Source organism: Trebonia kvetii (assembly GCF_007827045.1).
Classification (GTDB): domain Bacteria; phylum Actinomycetota; class Actinomycetes; order Streptosporangiales; family Streptosporangiaceae; genus Trebonia; species Trebonia kvetii.
This window is the reverse complement of sequence record NZ_RPFW01000004.1, coordinates 385,098-403,665: the sequence shown is the minus strand read 5'-3', so window position 1 is coordinate 403,665 and position 18,568 is coordinate 385,098. Positions and strand designations below refer to the sequence as shown.

The following is an 18,568-nucleotide window of genomic DNA, read 5'->3' as shown; positions in this document are numbered from 1 at the left end:
GTGGCGGCCCGATGGTTGCGGCAACCATACGGTCCTGACCGTATGGTTGCCGCAACCATGCCCCTCGGCCGCGCCCGCGCTGGAGTGAGGGTTGCGGGCCGCGGGCCGGGAGAGGTTGCGGGGCGGGGAGAGTCAGCCGCAACCGTTCCGTGTGATGGGTTTAGATGGCGTCGCCGGTTAGGGAGAAGGACTGGAGGCGGCGGGTCGCCAGGTACAGGCCGCCTACGGTGATGATGATGGCGAGGACCACCGAGGTGGTCAGGGTCAGGCCCGCCTGCAGGTTCTTGTCGGGGTAGATGGCGTTGGCGACGCCGAGTGAATAGTGCGCGATGGACAGGATGCGCACGCCGCCGACGAGGTTGCTCAGCAGGCCCTCCCAGATCGCCACGTACAGCAGGCCGAAGGCGATCGCGCGCGTCGTCAGCACGGACGCGAGCAGGAACACCGCGCAGTAGACGACCGAGCCGACGAGCGCGCCGATGAACAGCGCGAAGGCGAGCTTGCCCGAGTGCGGCGCGAGCAGGCCGGCGATCAGCTCGGGCACGGCGGCGAACAGCGCGGTGAGGCCGACGGCGACGGCGAACTTGGTGGCGATCACGTCGGCGCGGCGCACCGGGGTGGCGAGCAGGTGCACGACGCTGCCGTCGTCGATCTCCGCGCCGAGCACGCCGGTGCCGATGATCAGCGCGGTGAGCGGCAACAGCACGGAAAAGCCGAAGTCGCCGAGCACGTTGTCCGGCCAGGACACGCTGTCGGGATGCGATGCCCGCAGGATGAGGGTGAGGGCGATCAGGATCGCCGCCGGGATCGCGAACAGGATCGCGCGCCTGCGGCCGAGCGTGGCGCGGAGCGTGATGCTCGCCACCGTCGGGTTAAGCATGGTCGGAACTCCTAGTTCGTGATCAGGTAGCCGAAGACGCTTTCCAGCGACTCGTCGGTGGGCAGCAGTTCGGTCAGCCGGATGTTCTCGTCGCGGGCGAGGATGGCGATCTGCTCGCAGAACGCGCCGAAGTCGGACGTGCGCACCTGCAGGCCCTTGCTTGTCAGCTCGACCGCGTGGGTGTAGGGGCGGCCGACGAGCGCGGCGGCGAGCCGCCTGTCGTCGGACGTCCTGACCCGGAACACGTGGGGGCGGCTTGTCATCAGGCGGCGGATGGCGCGGAAGTCGCCGGAGGCCGCGAGGCGGCCCGCGACCATGACCTGGATCGTGCCGGAGAGCCGCTCCACCTCCTCAAGGATGTGCGAGGAGAACAGGATCGTCCTGCCCTCGTCGCCGAGCCGGGACAGCAGCTCCATCATGTGCAGCCGCTGCCTGGGGTCCATGCCGTTGAACGGCTCGTCGAGCAGCAGCACCTCCGGGTCGTGAACCAGCGCCGCCGCGACCTTGATCCGCTGGCGCATGCCCTTGGAGTAGGTCGAGATCTTCCTGTCCTTCGCCTCGGCCATCTCGGTGATGCCGATGGCCCTGCTCGCCGCCTGCTCCGGGTCCGCCAGCTTGTGCAGCTTCGCGGTCGCGGTGACGAACTGGTCGCCGGTGAGGAAGGCGTAGACCGAGTCGCGCTCGGGCACCAGACCAAGCCGGCGGTATACCTCGGGATTGCGCCAGGTCGCGGCGCCGTCGAGGGTGAGCGAACCCTTCGACGGCTCGAGGAAGCCCGCGATCATGTGCAGGATCGTGGACTTGCCCGCGCCGTTGGGTCCGAGCAGGCCGGTGACGCCGGGGCCGATGTCCATCGTGATGTCGTTGACCGCCACCACGTTGCCGTACCAGCGGCTGACATTGCGCAGCTCAATGGTGGTCATGACAGGCGCGCCTTCCGGTAGCGTGCGGCCAGGCCGTACAGGCAAAGACCGAAGAGAATCAGCAGAACGAGTGCGTACGCCGCCCCGAACCCGCCGGGGTCCGCCACGTTGTCGGCGTGATGAGAGGGGCCGCCGAGCCACATCCGCACGCCGTCGAACAGGGTGAACGGGCTGAACAGGCCGGCCACCTTCTCGGCTAGCGGCACGGCGGGCGGTCCGCCGACGCCCAGGCCGAAAGCCGGTCCCCCCCTCGTGGCCTGGGATTCCACCTGGAGCAGGATCTCGGCCAGGGTGTAGGTGAGCAGGAAGAAGATCGCCACGGCACCGGTCGCGAAGGCGCGCCTGCCGGTCAGCGACGCGAGCACCAGGCCGATCGCGGCCAGCACCACCGCGAACATCAGCGCGACGAGCAGTCCGGGAATCAGCGCCCTGGTCTCCGCCCACACGGCCGAGCCACCGTGCACGTTGGCGATCGACCCCGCGTACAGCAGGAGCAGCGGCACCTCGAGCATCACCAGCAGGGCGGCGGTGAAGCCGGGGTACTTGGCGAGCGGGTAGTCGCCGGTCTTGATGGGCCGGGACAAGTACAGCGGCAGCACCCGGCTGCGCAGGTCGCGGCTGACCAGTTCTGGCGCCTGGACCGCGACGAAGACGATCATGATGAGGTTGCGCAGCACGGGGGTGTAGGTGTCGTAGTCGACGACCCGGGCATTGCCGCGGGACATGGCGAACGCGTTCACCACCGCGGGCAGGCACAGCGCGAGGAAGGCGATCACCGGGACGACCTTGGCCTTCGCGCCGCGCCCGAGGCCGAACGCGGACCGGAAGCTGTGCCAGGCGAGCGCGGCGACGATGCGCCGCCTGCCCAGGCGCGGGCCGTCGTAGCGGCGGTAGCCGAGGTCGTGGATGACCCCGGAGGTCTGCATCGCGGCAGTGCCGTCAGTTGCGGCCTCAGCGGGCATCGGCGGCCTCCATCTCATCGAACTGTCCCTGCTGGCCTGGCTCACCGTCGCGGAAGATCTCTTCCACCTGATGGCGGCGCTGTTCCAGCCGGCTGAGCGGCAGGCCGAGCGCGGCCACGCTGTCGCGCACCGTGTCATAGGTGTGCTCGCCCGCGATGGAAACCACCAGTGCCCGGCGGTAGGGGCGCACCTGCAGGCCGCGCCTGGCGAGTTCGTCGCGCAGCGCGGCGGTGCCCTCTTCCACCTCGATGAGCAGCGTCTGGCTCGCCCTGGTGAAGCTGTCCATCGTGTCGGCCCGCAGCAGCCTGCCCGCCTCGACCGCCACGAGGCTGTCGCAGATCCGCTCGATCTCGCCGAGCAGGTGGCTCGCGACCACGATCGGGATGGCGAACTCCTGGCCGATCCGCTCGATCAGCTCGAGCATCGCGTTGCGGCCGGCCGGGTCGAGGCCGTTGGTCGGCTCGTCGAGCAGCAGCAGCCGCGGGTCGCCGACCAGGGCCTGAGCGAGCTTCACGCGCTGCTTCATGCCGGTGGAGTAGGTGCCGATCTGCCGGTAACGCTCCTCGTGCAGGCCGACGTGGCGCAGCGACTCCGCGGCCCGCTCCTTCGCGGCGGTGGCCGGCAGGCCGGACATGCGGCCCATATGGGTGACGAATTCCGTCGCCGTGATGTCCGGCGGCAGGCAGTCGTGCTCGGGCATATAGCCGACAAGCCGCCTGATCAGCTCGCCGTCCTTGACGCAGTCGTGGCCGAGCACCTTGGCCGTGCCCTGGGTGGGCTCGAGCAGGCCGAGGAGGATCTTGATCAGGGTCGACTTGCCCGCGCCGTTGGCGCCGATAAGCCCGGTCACGCCCCTGCCGAACGACACGGTAAGGCCGTTGAGCGCGGTCACGTCGCCCGGGTAGATCTTGGTCAGCGCCGTGGTCTCAATCACCGGGGGGTCAATCACTGGGGTGTCAATCACTGGGGTGTCAATCACTGGGGTCTTAGCGGCCGTGGTCTCAATCAGCGGGGTGGCGGGCGCCGCCCCGGCAGGCGCCCGCTGACCCGGCTGCGGCTCCGGTTGCGCCGGAGGAGAAGCTCTCATGGCCCATAGGGTCCCAGAGACGGCGCGTCTCCGCGTCCGCCCTTGCGATGAAATCGGGACTTTACCGCCCGCGCCCAATCACCATCGCGGGCTACGCCCCTGGGATGAGGCGTTCTGGCCGCGCTGGGACTACCTTAAGAGGGTGGGCTCACAACGCGACATGTCGCAGCAGGCCGGCGACCCGCGGTCGTCGGCGTACCCGGCCTATCCCGGGCCCACGGCACAGGCGTCTCGTCCGCCGCTGACAAAGCGGATGCGGCGCGGCCACTGGATCGCCATCGACTGCGCGGCAGGCGGCTTCATCGCGGTGTCCACCACGGTCGTCGGGACGCACGCCACCGATTCAGCACGCACCGGGGCATTCCCGCTCGCACTGCTGATGCTGATCTCGATCTTCTTTCCCGTCGCGCTGCGCCGCCTGGCGCCGATCATCGCGTTCGGCGTGCTGCTCGCCCTCGGTGTGCTGTTTTCCGTCTTCGGCTCGGCGGTCACCGCGGCGATCTACCTGGCTGCCGCCTTCGTGCTTTACACGGTGACGGTGGAGAGCCGCCGTCGGACCGGCTTCGCCGCGCTCGGGCTGTTGCTCGCCGTCATGCTGGCGCTCGTCGGCGTTAGCACCGCGGTACGGCCGCGCGCCGACGCGGGCACGCTCATTCCCGTCGGCCTCGCCAGCGTCATCGCCTGGATGACCGGCTACTCGGTGCGGCAGCGGCGGCTGTACGTGGTGACACTGCAGCACCAGGCGGCCAACAGCGCCGTCGCCGAGGAGCGGCTGCGGATCGCGCGCGAGCTGCACGACGTCGTGGCGCACAGCATGTCGGTGATCGCTGTGCAGGCGGGCTACGGCCAGTACGTCATCGACGCGAGCCCCGACGGCGCGAAGAACGCCCTTGGCGCGATCCAGGCGACGAGCAGGGACGCTCTCGAGGAGATGCGGCGGATGCTCGGCGTGCTGCGCCAGCAGGACGTGACGCCAGCTGCGGCGAACGGCGGCCCGGCGCCGGGCGGCCTGGGGACCGCAGGCGTAGGGACCGGGGACAGCGCGACCGGCGGTCCGGCGGTCGGACAGTTGGCGGCCGACGGCCGCGCCGTACCGCGGCCAGCGCCGCTCGCGCCCGCGCCGGGCCTCGCCGGGCTCGACCGGCTGGTCAGGCGCACCTGCGGCGCAGGCGTCCGGGTCACCGTCCAGGTGTCGGGAGCGGTCAGGCCGGCGCCCGCGGGCGTGGACCTGTCCGCGTATCGGATCATCCAGGAGGCGCTCACCAACGTGGTCAGGCACGCGGGCACCGGCGCGGTATGCGTCGTCAGCCTCGCCTATACGGACGCTGACCTGGTGATCCGGGTGACCGACGACGGCGGGCTGCCGGGCCTCGCCCCGTCCGGCGTCGCCACCGCGGGGACCGGGCACGGGATCATCGGCATGCGGGAACGGGTGCACCTGTGCGGCGGCACGTTCGCCGTCGGCCCCGTGCCCGAGGGCGGATTCCAGGTCACGGCGGTGCTGCCGCTGCCCATAGGCACCGCGCCGGGCGGCGCGCCGGGGCCTGGCGTCGCCGAAATCCCAGGAACAATCGCGACGCCCGCCGCCGCGGACATGGCCGGGATCACGTTCGCGAGTCACGGCGGGCGTGGATGACGATCTCGGTTGCCGTGGCCGACGACCAGGCGCTTGTCAGGGTCGGCTTCTGCGGGATCATCGCGGCCACCGACGGCCTGACCGTGGTGGGCGAGGCCCCCAATGGCGCCGAGGCAGTCGCCATCGCCCGTTCCGCCCGGCCCGACGTGCTGCTGATGGACGTGCGGATGCCGGTGCTCGACGGCATCGAGGCGACCAGGCAGATCACCTCTTCCTCCGGGGTCCGGGTGATCATCTTGACCACCTTCGACCTTGACGAGTACGTGTTCGGCGCGCTGCGCGCCGGCGCGAGCGGGTTCCTGCTGAAGGACACGCTCCCGGAGGACCTGATCACGGCGATCCGGGTGGTCGCCGCCGGTGAGGCGCTACTCGCCCCCAGCGTGACGAGGCGGCTGATCAGCGAGTTCGCCAGGACGCCCGCGCTCGGGCTGTCCGGCGGCACGCCGGGGCTGCCCGCGCCTGGGCTGCCCGCGCATCCGGGAGGCGCGCCGGGGCGCGCACTCGGGGCGTGGCCCTCGGCCGGATCCGCGCCAGCCAGGCCCGGGGCGCAGTCGGCCGGCCGCGCGGACGGGAACCGGGTCACCGGACTGCTCACCGACCGCGAGTGCGAGGTGCTGCGACTGGTCGCGGCGGGGATGTCCAACGGGGAGATCGCCGATCACCTGCACATATCCCCCGCGACCGCGAAGACCCACGTCGCCCACCTGCTCACCAAGCTGGACGCCCGCGACCGGGTGCAGCTGGTGATCATCGCCTACCAGGCCGGCCTGGCCCGCCCAATCCCCTGAGGGGACTCACTCATGAATGAGTCCCGTTGGGCCGGCCAGAGCCGGCCCAACGGGACTCACATGATGCCTGCGCCGGGCGAGTGCACGGCACGCCGGTTAGTGGGCGAAGTGGCCCCGGTAGTACTCGAAGACGAAACCGATGGTTGTCATCACCAGCAGCAGGACGCCGATCAGCACCAGCCACCAGCCGACCGCCGCGCCCACCGCGGTCACCGCGCCGGCCAGGGCGACCCAGAGCGGCCACCAGCTGTGCGGGCTGAAGAAGCCGATCTCGCCGGTGCCCTGGGCGATCTCGCCCTCTTCATCGTCCTCCGGCCGGACCGGCAGGCGCCGGCCGGTGAACAGCAGGTAAAAGCCCGTGAGCAGCGCGAGGCCGACCGCGAGCGCGAGCGCCGCGGTGCCGGTCGGGTCAAGGGACACGTACCAGTAGACGATGTCGGCGCCTGCGAAGAAGACGCCACAGCCCAGGAAGAGCCAGCCTTCGACCTTCATGTGAGATACACGCCCCTAGTTCTTGCCGGCGCCGACGGGTGACTGGGTGCCCGCGCTGATTGGCGGGATGTCCTGCACGAGGCCTCGGGACGCTGCCCCGGCAACGATGTGCGGGTAGTGCGCCTCGAACGCCGGGCGCTCGGAGCGGATCCGCGGGATGCGGTAGAAGTTGTGCCGCGGCGGCGGGCAGGAGGTGGCCCACTCAAGCGAGGAGCAGTAGCCCCACGGGTCCTCCTCGACCACCTTCTCGCCGAACTTCGTGGTGATGTACACGTTCCAGATGAACAGCAGGATCGACAGGGCGAGCAGCCATGAGCCGACCGTCGAGATGACGTTCAGCGTGGTGACGTCGCCCGGCAGGAACGGGTAGTTCGCGGTGCGCCGGACCTGGCCCTGGACGCCGGCCCAGTGCTGGACGAGGAACGTCATGTTGAAGCCGATGAACATCAGCCAGAACTGGACCTTGCCGATCCGGTTGTTCAGCATCTTGCCGGTCATCTTCGGCCACCAGAAGTACAGGCCGGCGAACATCTCGAACAGCACGGTGCCCGCCAGCACGTAGTGGAAGTGCGCCACCACGAAGTAGGAGTCGGAGACCGCGAAGTCCATCGGCGGCGAGGCCAGGATGATGCCGGTGATGCCGCCGAACAGGAACACGACGAGGAAGCCGATCGTGTAGAGCATCGGCGGCTCGAAGGACAGCTGGCCGCGCCACATGGTGCCCGCCCAGTTGAAGAACTTCACGCCGGTGGGGATCGCGATCAGCAGCGTCATGAACGAGAAGAACGGCAGCAGCACCGCGCCGGTGGTGAACATGTGGTGCGCCCACACGGTCATCGACAGGCCGGCGATGGCGATCGTCGCGGCGATCAGCGTCTTGTAGCCGAACAGCGGCTTGCGGCTGAACACCGGGAGGATCTCCGTCGCGATGCCGAAGAACGGCAACGCGAGGATATAGACCTCAGGATGGCCGAAGAACCAGAAGAGGTTCTGCCAGAGGATCGCGCCGCCGGAGTTGGCGGCGAAGACCTGGGCGCCGAGGCGGCGGTCGATCTCGAGCACGAGCAGGGCGGCCAAGAGGACCGGGAAGGCGAGCAGCACCAGGATGGAGGTGAGCAGCGCGTTCCAGGTGAAGATCGGCATGCGGAACATCGTCATGCCCGGGGCCCGCATGCAGAAGATCGTGGTGATGAAGTTGACGCCGCCGAGGACGGTGCCGACGCCGGACAGGGCCAGGCCCATGATCCACAGGTCGGCGCCGATGCCCGGCGAGTTCGTCGCGCTGGTCAGCGGCGCGTAGGCGTACCAGCCGAAGGCGGCGGAGCCGCCGGGAGCGAGGAAGCTGCCCAGCAGGATCAGCCCGCCGAACAGGAACAGGTAGTAGCTGAGCAGGTTCAGCCGCGGGAACGCCACGTCGGGCGAGCCGATCTGCAGCGGCACGAGCTCGTTCGCGAACCCGACGAACAGCGGGGTGGCGAACAGCAGCAGCATGATCGTGCCGTGCATGGTGAACAGCTCGTTGTAGATCTGGTCCGACAGGAAGTTGGAGTCGGGGCTCATCAGCTGAATGCGGATGAGCAGCGCCATGATCCCGGCGAACAGGAAGAACACGAACGACGTGATCAGGTACATGTGCCCGATGATCTTGTGGTCCGTGGAGGAGAGCCACCCGGCAAGGATCGAGCCCTTACGCTCGGTCTTCGCGGTGCGGGCGGCCGCCCGAATCGCTTGCGGGTGGTTTTCTACGGTTGTCACTGGGTGCTCCCTGAGGCCGTCTTCTGGGCCGCCTGCTGCTGAGCGATCCAGGCCTTGAACTGGTCTTGCGTCACGATCTTGAGCGTGAACAGCATCCGGCTGTGGTACAGGCCGCATAGCTCGCTGCAGTGCCCGGTGTACGTGCCGGTCTTCGTGGCGGTGATCTGGAAGTGGTTCGGGTGGCCGGGGATGACGTCCCGCTTGAACAGGAACTCGGGCACCCAGAACGCGTGGATAACGTCCGGTGAGGAGAGGTTGAACTGCACCGTCTCGTTGACCGGGATCTCGAGCAGCGGCAGCGGCCCCTGGCCCCACATGTAGCCGTCGGTGGTGACGGACCCGCCGCCGACGGTCTTGTACTGCGGGTAGTTGAACTCCCATGACCACTGGAAGCCGGTCACGTTGACCGTCACCGCCGGGTTGGCCGGCAGCGCGTCGATCGTGTTCTCGTCCTTGGCGGTGTAGTAGAACAGCACCGCGATGAGGACGAACGGCACAACCGTGTAAAGAATCTCGATCGGCATGTTGTAACGCACCTGGGGCGGCAGCTTGTCGCCGCGCCTGCGGTGGAAGATCACCGCCCAGATGATTATGCCCCAGACCACCGCGCCGACGAGAAGGCCGGCGACCCATGAACCCTGCCAGAGGGACAGCGTGACCGCGCCCTGCTTGGTGATGGGGTTCGGGAAACCCATGCGGGTGAGGTCGTTATTCCATGAGCACCCGGCGAGGGGCAGCAGCATGGCGGCAAGAAGGCCGACGCGCGCCGCGTTTGCCCGGCGGCTGCGCGGCGATCGCGTGCGCTGAGCGGTGTCACGCGGGCCAATACCACACGGCTCAGCGCCACCCGGGGCGAGACCGCGCCCGCCTGGCGCGGCATGCCGGCGAATCAGAGTCAAAGGAGCGCCTTCCCAACAACGTCGCCCGGCCGCCCGCTTTCTCTTCGAGCGCCGGTCCACGGTCTTCTACAGCGTGTCGTGCAAACAGTATCGCGCGCCTCCGGGGGCTCGCAGGGGACCCCCGGCGTTCGGGTGGTTCGGCGGACAGATGCCCACGCAGCGCCCCAATCGTGCCTCTTTGCGTATTCGTGCGCGTAGCGCGGCAACAGCGGGGCACTATGGACGGTGTGAGGGTCACCGCATGAGCGCGTCGTGGCTTGGCCGTCGTGGTCGGCCGGCCGGACGGCATGCCGCCCCTCGCGGCCGGGCGGTTGATTCCCGCGACGGCGACTCGCCTGCCGCCGCCGCTCCCGGTTTCTTCGCCGACGAGCCCGCTGTCTTTGCCGACGAGGCGGTCCCCGCCGCGGCCATCGGCACGCCAGCCCCGCCGCCCTGGGATTCGCCGCCGACCGCCGCCGCGCCGGATGCGGGTTTTCTCGGCGCGCCGCCGATGGCGGACGCGGTGTTCATCTCGCAGGTCACGGACGCCGCACGGGCAGCGGTGGCGGACACCGTGGTCCCCCGGGTTGTCCCGCCGGGGGCCGAGCCGCTCATGACCATTGACTCGCTTGGCCGCAAGTGCCCGATCCCGATCATCATGCTCGCGGCGCGGATCGTCGAGGTCCCGGTCGGCGCGGTCATCGCGGTGCTCGCCGACGACCCCGCCGCGTACACCGACGTTCCCGCCTGGTGCGGCCTGAAGTCGCATGACTGCGTGTTCCGCACGGACCTGCGAGTCGGCGGCTGGGCGTTCGGCGTCCGACGCCGCTACTAGGCGCTACGCCTGCTTGAAGCGGTCGGTGAGCCGGGAGTCGGACTCCCACCAGGGACGTTCCGCCGTCTCCGGCTCGGCCCCCGTGCCGGTGATGGCGTCGGCGGGCTGGCCGGCGGTTTCGCGTGCGTCGAGTTCGGCGTCGATCTGCTCGGCCTCGCGCTTGTCGGCGCGCATCATCTGGATGAGCTGAACCGCAAGGAACGGCAGGCCGACGAAGTCGCCGAGTATCCAGATGATGCCGCCACCGATGACCTGGCTGGTGGCCAGGCTTGGACCCCACGGGTAGCCGACCGCGCGATAGTGCGCCTCGGCGATGATGCTCGTGTTCGCGATGATCGCGATGCCGAAGAACGCGTCGCCGACCACTTCGGCGGCGGCGATCCACATCCCGACGCCGTACGGGTACTCCTTGGGCACCGGGTCGACGCGCAGCAGCGTCCAGAAGAACGCGTACCCGGGAACCAGCAGCGCCAGGTACGTCAGCTCGCGGATCGTGCCGCTGTTGAAGACCGCCGTATACCAGGACGTGAAGTACATGCTCATCGGCACGGCGATCAGCGCGATCGCGGTGATCGCGGGGAAGGTGACCACCCTGGCGGCCCGGCTGCGCACCATCCGCTCCATCCGGTGGCCCGGCCCCGGGTAAGCGGTGGTGAGCAGCGTCAGCGGCTTGCCCATGGCCAGGAACAGCGGCACCACGAGGACAAGCAGCACCGTCTGGGTGGCCCTGGCGTAGAACAGGACGCCCTCGTACACCCCCGGCCAGCCCATCGTCGCGATGGTCCAGAAGCCGAGGCCGAGCACGACGAACGCGAAGCCGCGCCCGCTCCCCCACTGGCCACCGCCCCGTCTGACCTTCCGGACGGACAGCAGGTACCAGGCGGCGGCGGCCAGGATCAGCAGCAGCATCGGGACGTCGAGCCGCCACTCGGTGAACGCCGTGTGCAGCGTCAGCTTGGGGGGGCCGGTGTAAGCGGCCGCGAGCGGGGCCATACCGCAAAACTACCCCCTGTCGTAGCCGGCGCGGCCCCCTGGGCCGGCCGGGGCACGCGGGGTGGGCGGGACGGCGGCCGAGGAACGGTGGCGGCGACGCGGAGCACGAACCCGTTCGGGATGACGGGTCTTTGAAAAGCAGATACCCCGCGCGGAGAAAATCTGGTCTCCGTGCGGGGTGGCTGCCGACGTGCTTGGTCAGACCGGGAGGTGGGCGGCGATGTCCGCGGCGGCCTCGGGGCCGTAGGAGGCCTTGGCGCGGTCGGCCAGGGTGGCGGCGGTGAAGGCGTACTCTTGGGGGCCGACGGTCTCAAGGACGTGCACGGCCATCAGGTTGCCGAGCTGGATGGCGCGCTCGGTGGGCAGGCCCCAGGCGGTGGCCGCGAGGAAGCCGGAGCGGAACGCGTCGCCCGCGCCCGTCGGCTCGACGAACGTCGCGTCCTTGACCGGGCCGACCACCACCGGCTCGGCGCCCTTGCGCTCGACGCGGGCGCCTGCCGCGCCCAAGGTGATGATCCTGGTTTCCACGCGGTCCAGAATGTCCTGGCTTGTCCAGCCGGTCTTCTGCTCGATGACCGCTTCCTCGTACTCGTTGCAGAACAGGTACGCGGCGCCGTCGATGAGCGTGCGCATCGACGCGCCGTCCAGGAAGGCGACCTGCTGCGAGAAGTCCGCCGCGAACGGGACGCCGGCGGCGCGGCAGTCGCCGGTGAACCGCTGCATCGCGGCCGGGTCGCCGGCGCCGATCACCACCAGGTCAACGGCGTGCGCGTTGCCAAGCGAGATGATGTCGATCTCGCCGTCCTCGCTCATCGCCCCCGGGTAGAAGGAGGCGATCTGGTTGCCCGTCTCGTCGTTGGTGGCGGTGAACCTGGCGGTGTGCCTGGTCGCCGACGTGCGGACACACGAGGTGTCCACGCCATGCGCCGTCAGCCAGGCCGCGTACTCAGCGAAGTCCTGGCCGACGGAGCCGACGAGCAGCGGACGCAGGCCCAGGCAGCCAAGGCCGAACGAGATGTTCCCGGCCACACCGCCCCGCCTGATCTCCAGGTCGCCGACGAGGAAGGACACCGAGAGCTTGTCGATCTTCTCGGCGATGAACGTGTCCGTGAACTTGCCCGCGAACATCATCAGGTGGTCGGTGGCGATCGACCCGGTGACTGCGATCCGCATCGTTGAGGGGTTCTCTATTCGGCTATCGACGGATGGGTGATGTGCCTGCTTGCGTGCCGCTAAGCGATCAGCGTCAGTGGAACGAGTCGCCGCAGGCGCACGAGCCCGTCGCGTTCGGGTTGTCGATCGTGAAGCCCTGCTTCTCGATGGTGTCAACGAAGTCGATCGTCGCGCCCATCAGGTACGGGGCGGACATCTTGTCGGTCACCACGCCGACACCGTCGAAGTCCTTGGCGACGTCGCCGTCGAAAGAGCGCTCGTCGAAGTACAGCTGGTAGCGCAGCCCCGAGCAACCACCCGGCTGAACGGCCACCCGCAGCCGCAGGTCATCCCGGCCCTCCTGGGCGAGCAGCGCGCCAACCTTGCTGGCGGCGGCCTCGGTGAGGGTAATCCCCTGCTGCGTCACTTCGTCCTGAACGGTCATCTGTGACTAGCTCCCGTCGTATTCATATTGGCTGCCGCAACGCGCGGCACCGTCGTTCGCTTTTAACTCTACGCATGCTCGCGACATTCCTGCCATGGGGCGTGAAGTCAAGCCCGCGCCCCCGTCAAACGTCACAGCACACAATCAGGACCGGTTGGGTCACAGGCCAGGCGCCCCCCACACGGGGAACCAGCGGGCGAGGTCGGGCTCGATCTTGAGCTCGTTCTCCAGTATGCCCTTGACCTGCAGTTCCAATGCGTTGTCGCGCCGGTCCTGGCGGCCGGGCACCGGGGCGAACGGGTAGAACGTGCCCCGCTTGTACAGGTACACAAGCGCGAACGGACGGTGCGCCTCGTCCCTGAAGGCCACCAGGGTGCACAGCAGCTGCGGGCCGAAGCCGTTGTCGACAAGCGCGGAATTCACCGCGTGCAGGTCGGTGACCAGGCCGTCCATCTCGTCGCTCATGTGGTTGCTGACGAGCCAGGTGTATCCGTAGTCGTCCTTGGTCACCTCGACGGGCAGCCCCGCCTCGCCCGGCTTGCCGGTGTCCATGTCGAGCAGTTCCCTGACGTCCTTCTGGATGTCGGAGAACGTCTTGCCCTCCACGGCGCGGAAGCAGACCGAACCGGAGCCGGTCGGCGTGAACCCGGTCGCCGCCTGGAGCTGGATGGCAGCCCCAGGCAGCGCGAACAGGTCATCAAGCTTCGGCTGCACCGGCTTGGTGCGGCCGAAGAGGGTGTCGAGGATGCCCATCGCCGGTTACCGGTTGTCCGGTGCGACCTGGCCGAGCTGCTTCTGCACCTTCGCCAGCTCCTCGAGCCGCCGTTCCAGGCTCGGGTGCGTGGAGAAGATGTTCGCAAGCGACTTGCCGTTGAGCCGCATCGCCGGGGCGAAGTAGAAGGCGTTGAGCGCCTCGGCCGACCGCAGGTCCTTGATGGGGATCTGCGACATCGCGCCGCTCACCTTCTGCAGCGCGGAGGCCAGTGAGCTCGGCTGCCCGGTGAGCAGCGCGCCGCTACGGTCGGCGGCCAGCTCGCGGTACCTGGACAGCAGCCTGATCAGCAGGAAGCTGATCGCGTAGACGACCGCGGAGACCAGCATGATCAGCGGGATGATCAGCGCCGCGTTGCCGTCGTTGCTGTTGCGGCGGCCGCCGCCGAACAGCTCCGAGTAGAACGCGAACCGCACGAGCAGGCCCGCCACGATCGCCAGCAGGCTGGCGTAGGTCATGACCTGGACGTCCTTGTGCGCGACGTGGCTCAGCTCGTGCGCGAGCACGCCCTCGAGCTCGTCGTCCTCGAGCCTGCGCAGCAGGCCATCGGTGACGCACAGCACCGAGTGCTTGCTGTTACGGCCGGTGGCGAAGGCGTTCGGCAGGTCTGTGCGGGAGATCGCCACGCGCGGCTTGTCCATGTCGGCCAGGGCGCACAGCCGGTCAACGATCGCGTGCAGCTTGGGGGCCTCCTGGGGGGTGACCTCCCGCGCGCCAGCGGCGGACAGCGCGATCCTGTCGCTGTAGAACAGCGAGATGAACGCCGTGCCTCCGCCGAACACCAGCGCGAAGAAGATGATCGCGCCGCTGCTCACGTGCGCGGCCGTCAGGATGCCGATAATCAGCGCAACGAACGCAACGAACACCAGGCCGAGGAAGAACATCGTCGCTGTCATCCGGACGGTCAGGCCCCGGTCGGGCGCATACCTCGTATGCGTCGCCATTACGTACCTCCGTTCCAGCCAGGCTAGCGACTTGTCGGGTTTTGTCGTCTCGTGCCTGGCTGTCTAATGCAATCTATCTGAACAACGCTGAGTGCTCGCTGAATCGTTCCGCCGAGCCGCCTCTAGGCTGCGGAAATGGTTCTGCCCACGGCGAATCCGCGGATTCGCCGTGGGCAGGGTGCTCCGTTGCCTGCGGCCTTGGTACGGCCTTGTTCGTGTTAGGGCAAGCCGACCGAGTCGCCGGGGATGGTGCCGTCCGCGAGCAGCTTGCGCACCTCGTCCACGGTGGCGTCGGAGAACGGCAGGATGTAGTCGGCGGTTACGATCTCGTCGGCGGCGAGCGGCGTGCCCTGGGCCCGGACCAGCGCCACCGCCGCGTGCAGCGCGGCGGCGAACGCCGCCTGCTGCTCGTCGCGGACAGCCGCGTCCAGGTCCTTGTCGAGCGCGGTCAGCGTGGTGGCGGCATCCTCGTCGACGCGGAACTGCCCCTCACCGAGGATCCGCACGATCACGCTCCATCACCCGCCTGCTGCTCGGCAGGCGCTGCCTCCTGCTGCGGGGAAGCGGCGCCGTTGCCCTCGATCTGCTTCGGCGCGCTCGCGGCGATCTCGCCCTTCATCCTGGCGAGCTCGGACTCGACCTCGGTGCCCGCACCGATTTTGTCGAGCTCCGCCTGAATCTGGTCCGTGCCGCCGCTCACGTGGTCCTCGAGGGCGCCGGACGCGAGCAGTTCGTCGATCGCGCCGGCCCGCGCCTGCATCTGCGCGGTCTTGTCCTCGGCACGCTGGATGGCCAGGCCGACGTCGCCCATTTCCTCGGAGATGCCGGAAAAGGCCTCGTTGATCCTAGTCTGCGCCTCGGCCGCGGTGTAGGTCGCCTTGATGGTCTCCTTCCGCGTGCGGAAGGCCTGCACCTTGGAGTCAAGCCGTTGCGCGGCGAGGGTCAGCTTCTCCTCCTGCTCCTGCAGCGAGGCAAACTGCGCGTCCAGGTCGGTGTACTGGCCCTGGAGCTGGGCCTTGTTCTGCAGCGCGGCTCGGGCCAGGTCCTCGCGGCCCTTGCTCAGCGCGTCCCTGGCCTGAGTGTCGCGCTTGTTGATCTCCTTCTGCAACGCGTTCATCTGGAGTTCAACCCGCTTGCGCGAGGTTGCCACGTCCGCGACCCCGCGCTTGACCCGGGTCAGCATCTCGACCTGCTGCTTGTACGAATAGTCGAGGGTCTCGCGTGGGTCTTCCATCCGGTCCAGCGCCTTGTCGGCCTTGGCCCGGAATATCAGCGAGACTCGCTTCATCACGCTCATAGACGCGGCCGTCCCCTTCATTTAACGATGCGTCGCCTCGGCGGTACCGCACCCCCGGGCGACGGCTAGTTGCCGCCGGCTCACCGCAATCAACCCTACGCGCTGCCGCGAGTGGTAGCCACTTATCCTCCCCTGTATCCCCGTAGCGCTACGGGTCAAATCGGGCAACGGGTGACTGGCTACTGTCCGCCGCAGACAAAACAGCCACTAAGCTAGCGCTGTGTTCCGACGCAACAGCGCCGGGGCGACGGACAGCAACGCCCAGGGCTCGCAAGGTGCGCAGGGCACGCAGACCCCGGACGCCCCGGCTAAGAACAAGCCAGCCGCTCAGGCGGCCAAGGGGCGCCCGACGCCCAAGCGCAGCACGGCCGAGGCCAACCGGTACCGCACCGTCACCGGCTCGACCACCAGCGGCCGTGGGTCAACCAAGCCCGCCGACCCCAAGCGCAAGCTGACGCCCGATGAGAAGGCGAAGGCGCGGTCCGACCGCAACCGCCAGCTCCAGGCCATGCGCGCCGGCGAGGAGTGGGCGCTCGGCCCGCGCGACCGCGGGCCGGTGAAGAAGCTGGCCAGGGACTACGTCGACGCGCACCGGCGGCCGATGGAGTTCTACATGTACGCGCTGATCCTGCTGATCATCGCGCTGTTCGCGGGCAAGTCCAACACGGGGCTCGCGAACTACATGCAGATCTTCCTGCTCGCGATCATCGCGGTCATCGTCGTCGACGGCTACCTGCTGCGCCGTACCGTCATGAAGCTGGCCGCCCAGCGGCTGCCGAACGAGTCGACGCGCGGCATCGGCTTCTACGCGATCATGCGCGCCCTGCAGATCAGGCGCTTCCGCACGCCCGCGCCGCGGCTCAAGCCGGGCGACGACTTCTAAGTCCGCAATAAACGTCCGTGGGCTGCCGGGGTTCTCCCCGGCAGCCCACGTTTTTTGTGTCGCTGTCGCGCGCGGTCGTCAGCCTTCCGGCTGTAGCGACATCGGGCCGTATTCCTTGCGTGCGTCGTCGAAGAGGCTGACCTGCTCCACGCCGTTGTCCAAGAGCTCCCGCCAGTTCTCGCCCAGCCAGCTCTCGGCGTCCCCCTGACTGGCGAAGATCGCCTCCTGCTGGCCGACACCGCTTACCACAGCGCCGTCCGCCTTCTCATACCGCCAGGTCCAGGGCATACTGCCGCGCCTCCTTCGCGTTTGCGTCATGCGAGGTTAGCACCGGCGAACCGCTGCTAACCGCCTGACCCGGCTCCCCCCTCCACGGGCCGGGTCAAGCGGTTAGCCGCGGACAACCAACCAAACCGGTCAGGCGCAGAACAAGATCGCCCAGACCGCCTTGCCACGGCCGGCGACCGGGGACCAGCCCCAGACGTCGCTCAGCGCGTCCACCATCTGCAGACCCCGTCCGCACTCCTCGGCCGAGCCTGGCGCCTTGAGCACCGGCGCGTCATCGGACGAGTCGAGGACGGCGCAGATCACCTCGCCGGTGCGGCGCAGCAGGCGCAGCCCCAGGCCATCCGCCGCCTGCTTGCGCGACAGCTCGAGTGCCGCGGCATGGGTGACCGCGTTCGCCACGAACTCGCCAACGATTGCCTCCGCGTCCTCCGCGAGGAACGCCAGGCCCCAGTCGCGCAGCGTGTTGCGGGTCAGGCGCCGGGCCGCGCGCGCCGATTGCGGGCCACGGGACAGCGAGCACACCACCGCCGTCGGAGCGTCCCACCAGTCGGCGGGCATCCGCATCATCCGCGGCCGCCGGGGTGCCGGGTCAAGTCTGGCCGACGTGTCGAGCGGCTGCCGCGCGGCGGGATGAACGCGCGTGCGGGTGGGCAGCGTTTCCAGCTGGTGCAGACTCATCGTGACCCCGGGGTGTGGTCTGGCATCATCCGGGTGATTGACGCCAGCACCTATCCTGCCGCATCAGCGCATGCACCTGCAAGGCCAACTGCACGTTCAATATGCACGTGCAGCTACCTTTGCGTCCGCACACCCCGCATTTGGCCGAGCACCACAAGAACGACGATGGCTATTGTTACCCACAGTCCATACCTGGACACTTCTTGTGCAACAGTGACCGCGCGATGCCCCAGTTCGTAGCCAAGTCCCGCGAGCATCCCGGCCCAGGCCAGGGAGCCGATCGCGTCCAGGATCAGGAACGTGACCAGCCGCATTCCCGTCCAGCCGGCCACGCCATAGATGATGGCGCTAGGGAACGGCAGGAACGGGGCGACGATGACGGCGGGCCAGGTGAACCAGCGGCCCCAGCGGTGTACTCGCACCACAAATCTTTCCGCGCGCCGGCGCGAGCGCTCCTTCTGCCCGGCGAACACGTGCACGATCCGCTCGCCCCACAGGCGTCCGGCCCACCAGAAGATCAGGTCGAACTTCATCAGACCGGGGATCGAGGCGAGCAGCACCCAGGCCAGCGTGCCGTGGTTCACCCGGGCGAAGGCGGCCGTGGACACGATGCCCTCCGTCGACCCGTTAAGCAGCACGAGCACGATCGGGTGGGTGCCGACGAGGCTGGCGCGGAACGGAAGGATGGCGAAGTAGTAGAGGCCGCTCAGGGTGATGGCCGCCCAGCACGCGATGTCCACCCGGCGCGGCTTGCCCTCCCAGGGCAGCCGGGGGTCGCTCCACGGGTCCTTTTCCGCCTGGGGCGATTCGCTGGCCTCAGCCAGCCCGTCCGTGTCGGCCTGCGTCGGCTCTTGTGTCACGGCGCCACGCTATCCGCGCC

At 68.8% G+C, this 18,568-nt stretch carries 21 protein-coding genes; 4 read left to right on the top strand and 17 right to left on the bottom strand.

The window, feature by feature from the left end; all coding sequences use genetic code 11:
- Positions 1–160: 160 nt before the first annotated feature.
- Genes EAS64_RS21810 through EAS64_RS21795 form a run of 4 tightly spaced genes read right to left on the bottom strand, consistent with a single transcriptional unit; the run spans position 161 to position 3,699 of the window.
- On the bottom strand, positions 161–880 hold the full coding sequence (locus tag EAS64_RS21810) for an ABC transporter permease (protein ID WP_145855509.1): 720 nt from the start codon (positions 878–880) through the stop codon (positions 161–163).
- 11 nt (positions 881–891) lie between these two features.
- Positions 892–1,803 (bottom strand): ABC transporter ATP-binding protein, encoded by a 912-nt coding sequence (locus tag EAS64_RS21805; protein WP_145855507.1) that lies wholly within the window; start codon positions 1,801–1,803, stop codon positions 892–894.
- Positions 1,800–2,765, bottom strand: coding sequence for an ABC transporter permease (locus EAS64_RS21800; protein ID WP_145855505.1), 966 nt, complete (start codon positions 2,763–2,765; stop codon positions 1,800–1,802). Before EAS64_RS21800 ends, EAS64_RS21805 begins: the two co-directional genes overlap by 4 nt.
- On the bottom strand, positions 2,755–3,699 hold the full coding sequence (locus tag EAS64_RS21795; protein ID WP_246115804.1) for an ABC transporter ATP-binding protein: 945 nt from the start codon (positions 3,697–3,699) through the stop codon (positions 2,755–2,757). Before EAS64_RS21795 ends, EAS64_RS21800 begins: the two co-directional genes overlap by 11 nt.
- 295 nt (positions 3,700–3,994) lie before the next feature.
- On the opposite strand from EAS64_RS21795, the gene EAS64_RS43720 reads away from it, so the two are divergent.
- Complete coding sequence (locus EAS64_RS43720) at positions 3,995–5,488, top strand: sensor histidine kinase (protein ID WP_187366090.1); 1,494 nt, start codon at positions 3,995–3,997, stop codon at positions 5,486–5,488.
- Positions 5,485–6,276, top strand: coding sequence for a response regulator transcription factor (locus tag EAS64_RS45980; protein WP_145855502.1), 792 nt, complete (start codon positions 5,485–5,487; stop codon positions 6,274–6,276). Before EAS64_RS43720 ends, EAS64_RS45980 begins: the two co-directional genes overlap by 4 nt.
- Before the next feature lie 96 nt (positions 6,277–6,372).
- Here EAS64_RS45980 and EAS64_RS21780 read toward each other — a convergent pair whose 3' ends face one another.
- Genes EAS64_RS21780 through ctaC form a run of 3 tightly spaced genes read right to left on the bottom strand, consistent with a single transcriptional unit; the run spans position 6,373 to position 9,350 of the window.
- Complete coding sequence (locus EAS64_RS21780) at positions 6,373–6,768, bottom strand: cytochrome c oxidase subunit 4 (protein WP_145855501.1); 396 nt, start codon at positions 6,766–6,768, stop codon at positions 6,373–6,375.
- A gap of 15 nt (positions 6,769–6,783) precedes the next feature.
- The gene (gene ctaD / locus EAS64_RS21775; protein WP_187366163.1) at positions 6,784–8,523 is read right to left on the bottom strand and encodes an aa3-type cytochrome oxidase subunit I; all 1,740 of its coding nucleotides are present in this window, start codon (positions 8,521–8,523) and stop codon (positions 6,784–6,786) included.
- Positions 8,520–9,350, bottom strand: a complete 831-nt coding sequence (ctaC, locus tag EAS64_RS21770; RefSeq protein ID WP_439333621.1) for an aa3-type cytochrome oxidase subunit II — start codon at positions 9,348–9,350, stop codon at positions 8,520–8,522. Before ctaC ends, ctaD begins: the two co-directional genes overlap by 4 nt.
- Positions 9,351–9,663: 313 nt before the next feature.
- On the opposite strand from ctaC, the gene EAS64_RS47965 reads away from it, so the two are divergent.
- The gene (locus tag EAS64_RS47965) at positions 9,664–10,236 is read left to right on the top strand and encodes a sulfurtransferase TusA family protein (RefSeq protein WP_439333614.1); all 573 of its coding nucleotides are present in this window, start codon (positions 9,664–9,666) and stop codon (positions 10,234–10,236) included.
- A 3-nt stretch (positions 10,237–10,239) separates the two neighbouring features.
- Here the strand turns inward: EAS64_RS47965 and EAS64_RS21760 are convergent, their stop codons facing one another.
- The 7 genes from EAS64_RS21760 to EAS64_RS21730 form a co-directional block, all read right to left on the bottom strand.
- Entirely contained in the window at positions 10,240–11,229 is a 990-nt protein-coding gene (locus tag EAS64_RS21760; RefSeq protein WP_145855496.1) for a cytochrome c oxidase assembly protein, read from the bottom strand.
- Between the two features lie 198 nt (positions 11,230–11,427).
- A complete protein-coding gene (locus EAS64_RS21755; protein ID WP_145855495.1) occupies positions 11,428–12,402 on the bottom strand; it encodes a carbohydrate kinase family protein in 975 nt (324 codons plus the stop codon).
- Positions 12,403–12,475: 73 nt separating this feature from the next.
- Entirely contained in the window at positions 12,476–12,826 is a 351-nt protein-coding gene (locus EAS64_RS21750) for a HesB/IscA family protein (protein WP_145855493.1), read from the bottom strand.
- Between the two features lie 159 nt (positions 12,827–12,985).
- On the bottom strand, positions 12,986–13,579 hold the full coding sequence (gene pspAB, locus EAS64_RS21745) for a PspA-associated protein PspAB (RefSeq protein WP_145855491.1): 594 nt from the start codon (positions 13,577–13,579) through the stop codon (positions 12,986–12,988).
- A 6-nt stretch (positions 13,580–13,585) separates the two neighbouring features.
- Positions 13,586–14,542: a zinc metalloprotease HtpX gene (gene htpX, locus EAS64_RS21740; protein WP_145855489.1), complete on the bottom strand. Its 957-nt coding sequence runs from the start codon at positions 14,540–14,542 to the stop codon at positions 13,586–13,588.
- A 218-nt stretch (positions 14,543–14,760) separates the two neighbouring features.
- The gene (gene pspAA / locus EAS64_RS21735) at positions 14,761–15,054 is read right to left on the bottom strand and encodes a PspA-associated protein PspAA (RefSeq protein WP_222849498.1); all 294 of its coding nucleotides are present in this window, start codon (positions 15,052–15,054) and stop codon (positions 14,761–14,763) included.
- Positions 15,051–15,839 (bottom strand): PspA/IM30 family protein, encoded by a 789-nt coding sequence (locus EAS64_RS21730; protein WP_222849497.1) that lies wholly within the window; start codon positions 15,837–15,839, stop codon positions 15,051–15,053. The genes pspAA and EAS64_RS21730 overlap by 4 nt, the downstream gene beginning before the upstream one ends.
- A 220-nt stretch (positions 15,840–16,059) precedes the next feature.
- Between EAS64_RS21730 and EAS64_RS21725 the strand changes: the two genes are divergently transcribed.
- Complete coding sequence (locus EAS64_RS21725; RefSeq protein ID WP_145855485.1) at positions 16,060–16,722, top strand: DUF3043 domain-containing protein; 663 nt, start codon at positions 16,060–16,062, stop codon at positions 16,720–16,722.
- Positions 16,723–16,800: 78 nt separating this feature from the next.
- Here EAS64_RS21725 and EAS64_RS21720 read toward each other — a convergent pair whose 3' ends face one another.
- From EAS64_RS21720 to EAS64_RS21710, 3 genes are all read right to left on the bottom strand, one after another.
- Positions 16,801–17,010, bottom strand: a complete 210-nt coding sequence (locus tag EAS64_RS21720; RefSeq protein ID WP_145855483.1) for a hypothetical protein — start codon at positions 17,008–17,010, stop codon at positions 16,801–16,803.
- A gap of 129 nt (positions 17,011–17,139) precedes the next feature.
- Entirely contained in the window at positions 17,140–17,688 is a 549-nt protein-coding gene (locus EAS64_RS21715) for an ATP-binding protein (protein WP_145855481.1), read from the bottom strand.
- Between the two features lie 113 nt (positions 17,689–17,801).
- Complete coding sequence (locus EAS64_RS21710) at positions 17,802–18,548, bottom strand: DedA family protein (RefSeq protein ID WP_145855479.1); 747 nt, start codon at positions 18,546–18,548, stop codon at positions 17,802–17,804.
- Between the last annotated feature and the right edge of the window lie 20 nt (positions 18,549–18,568).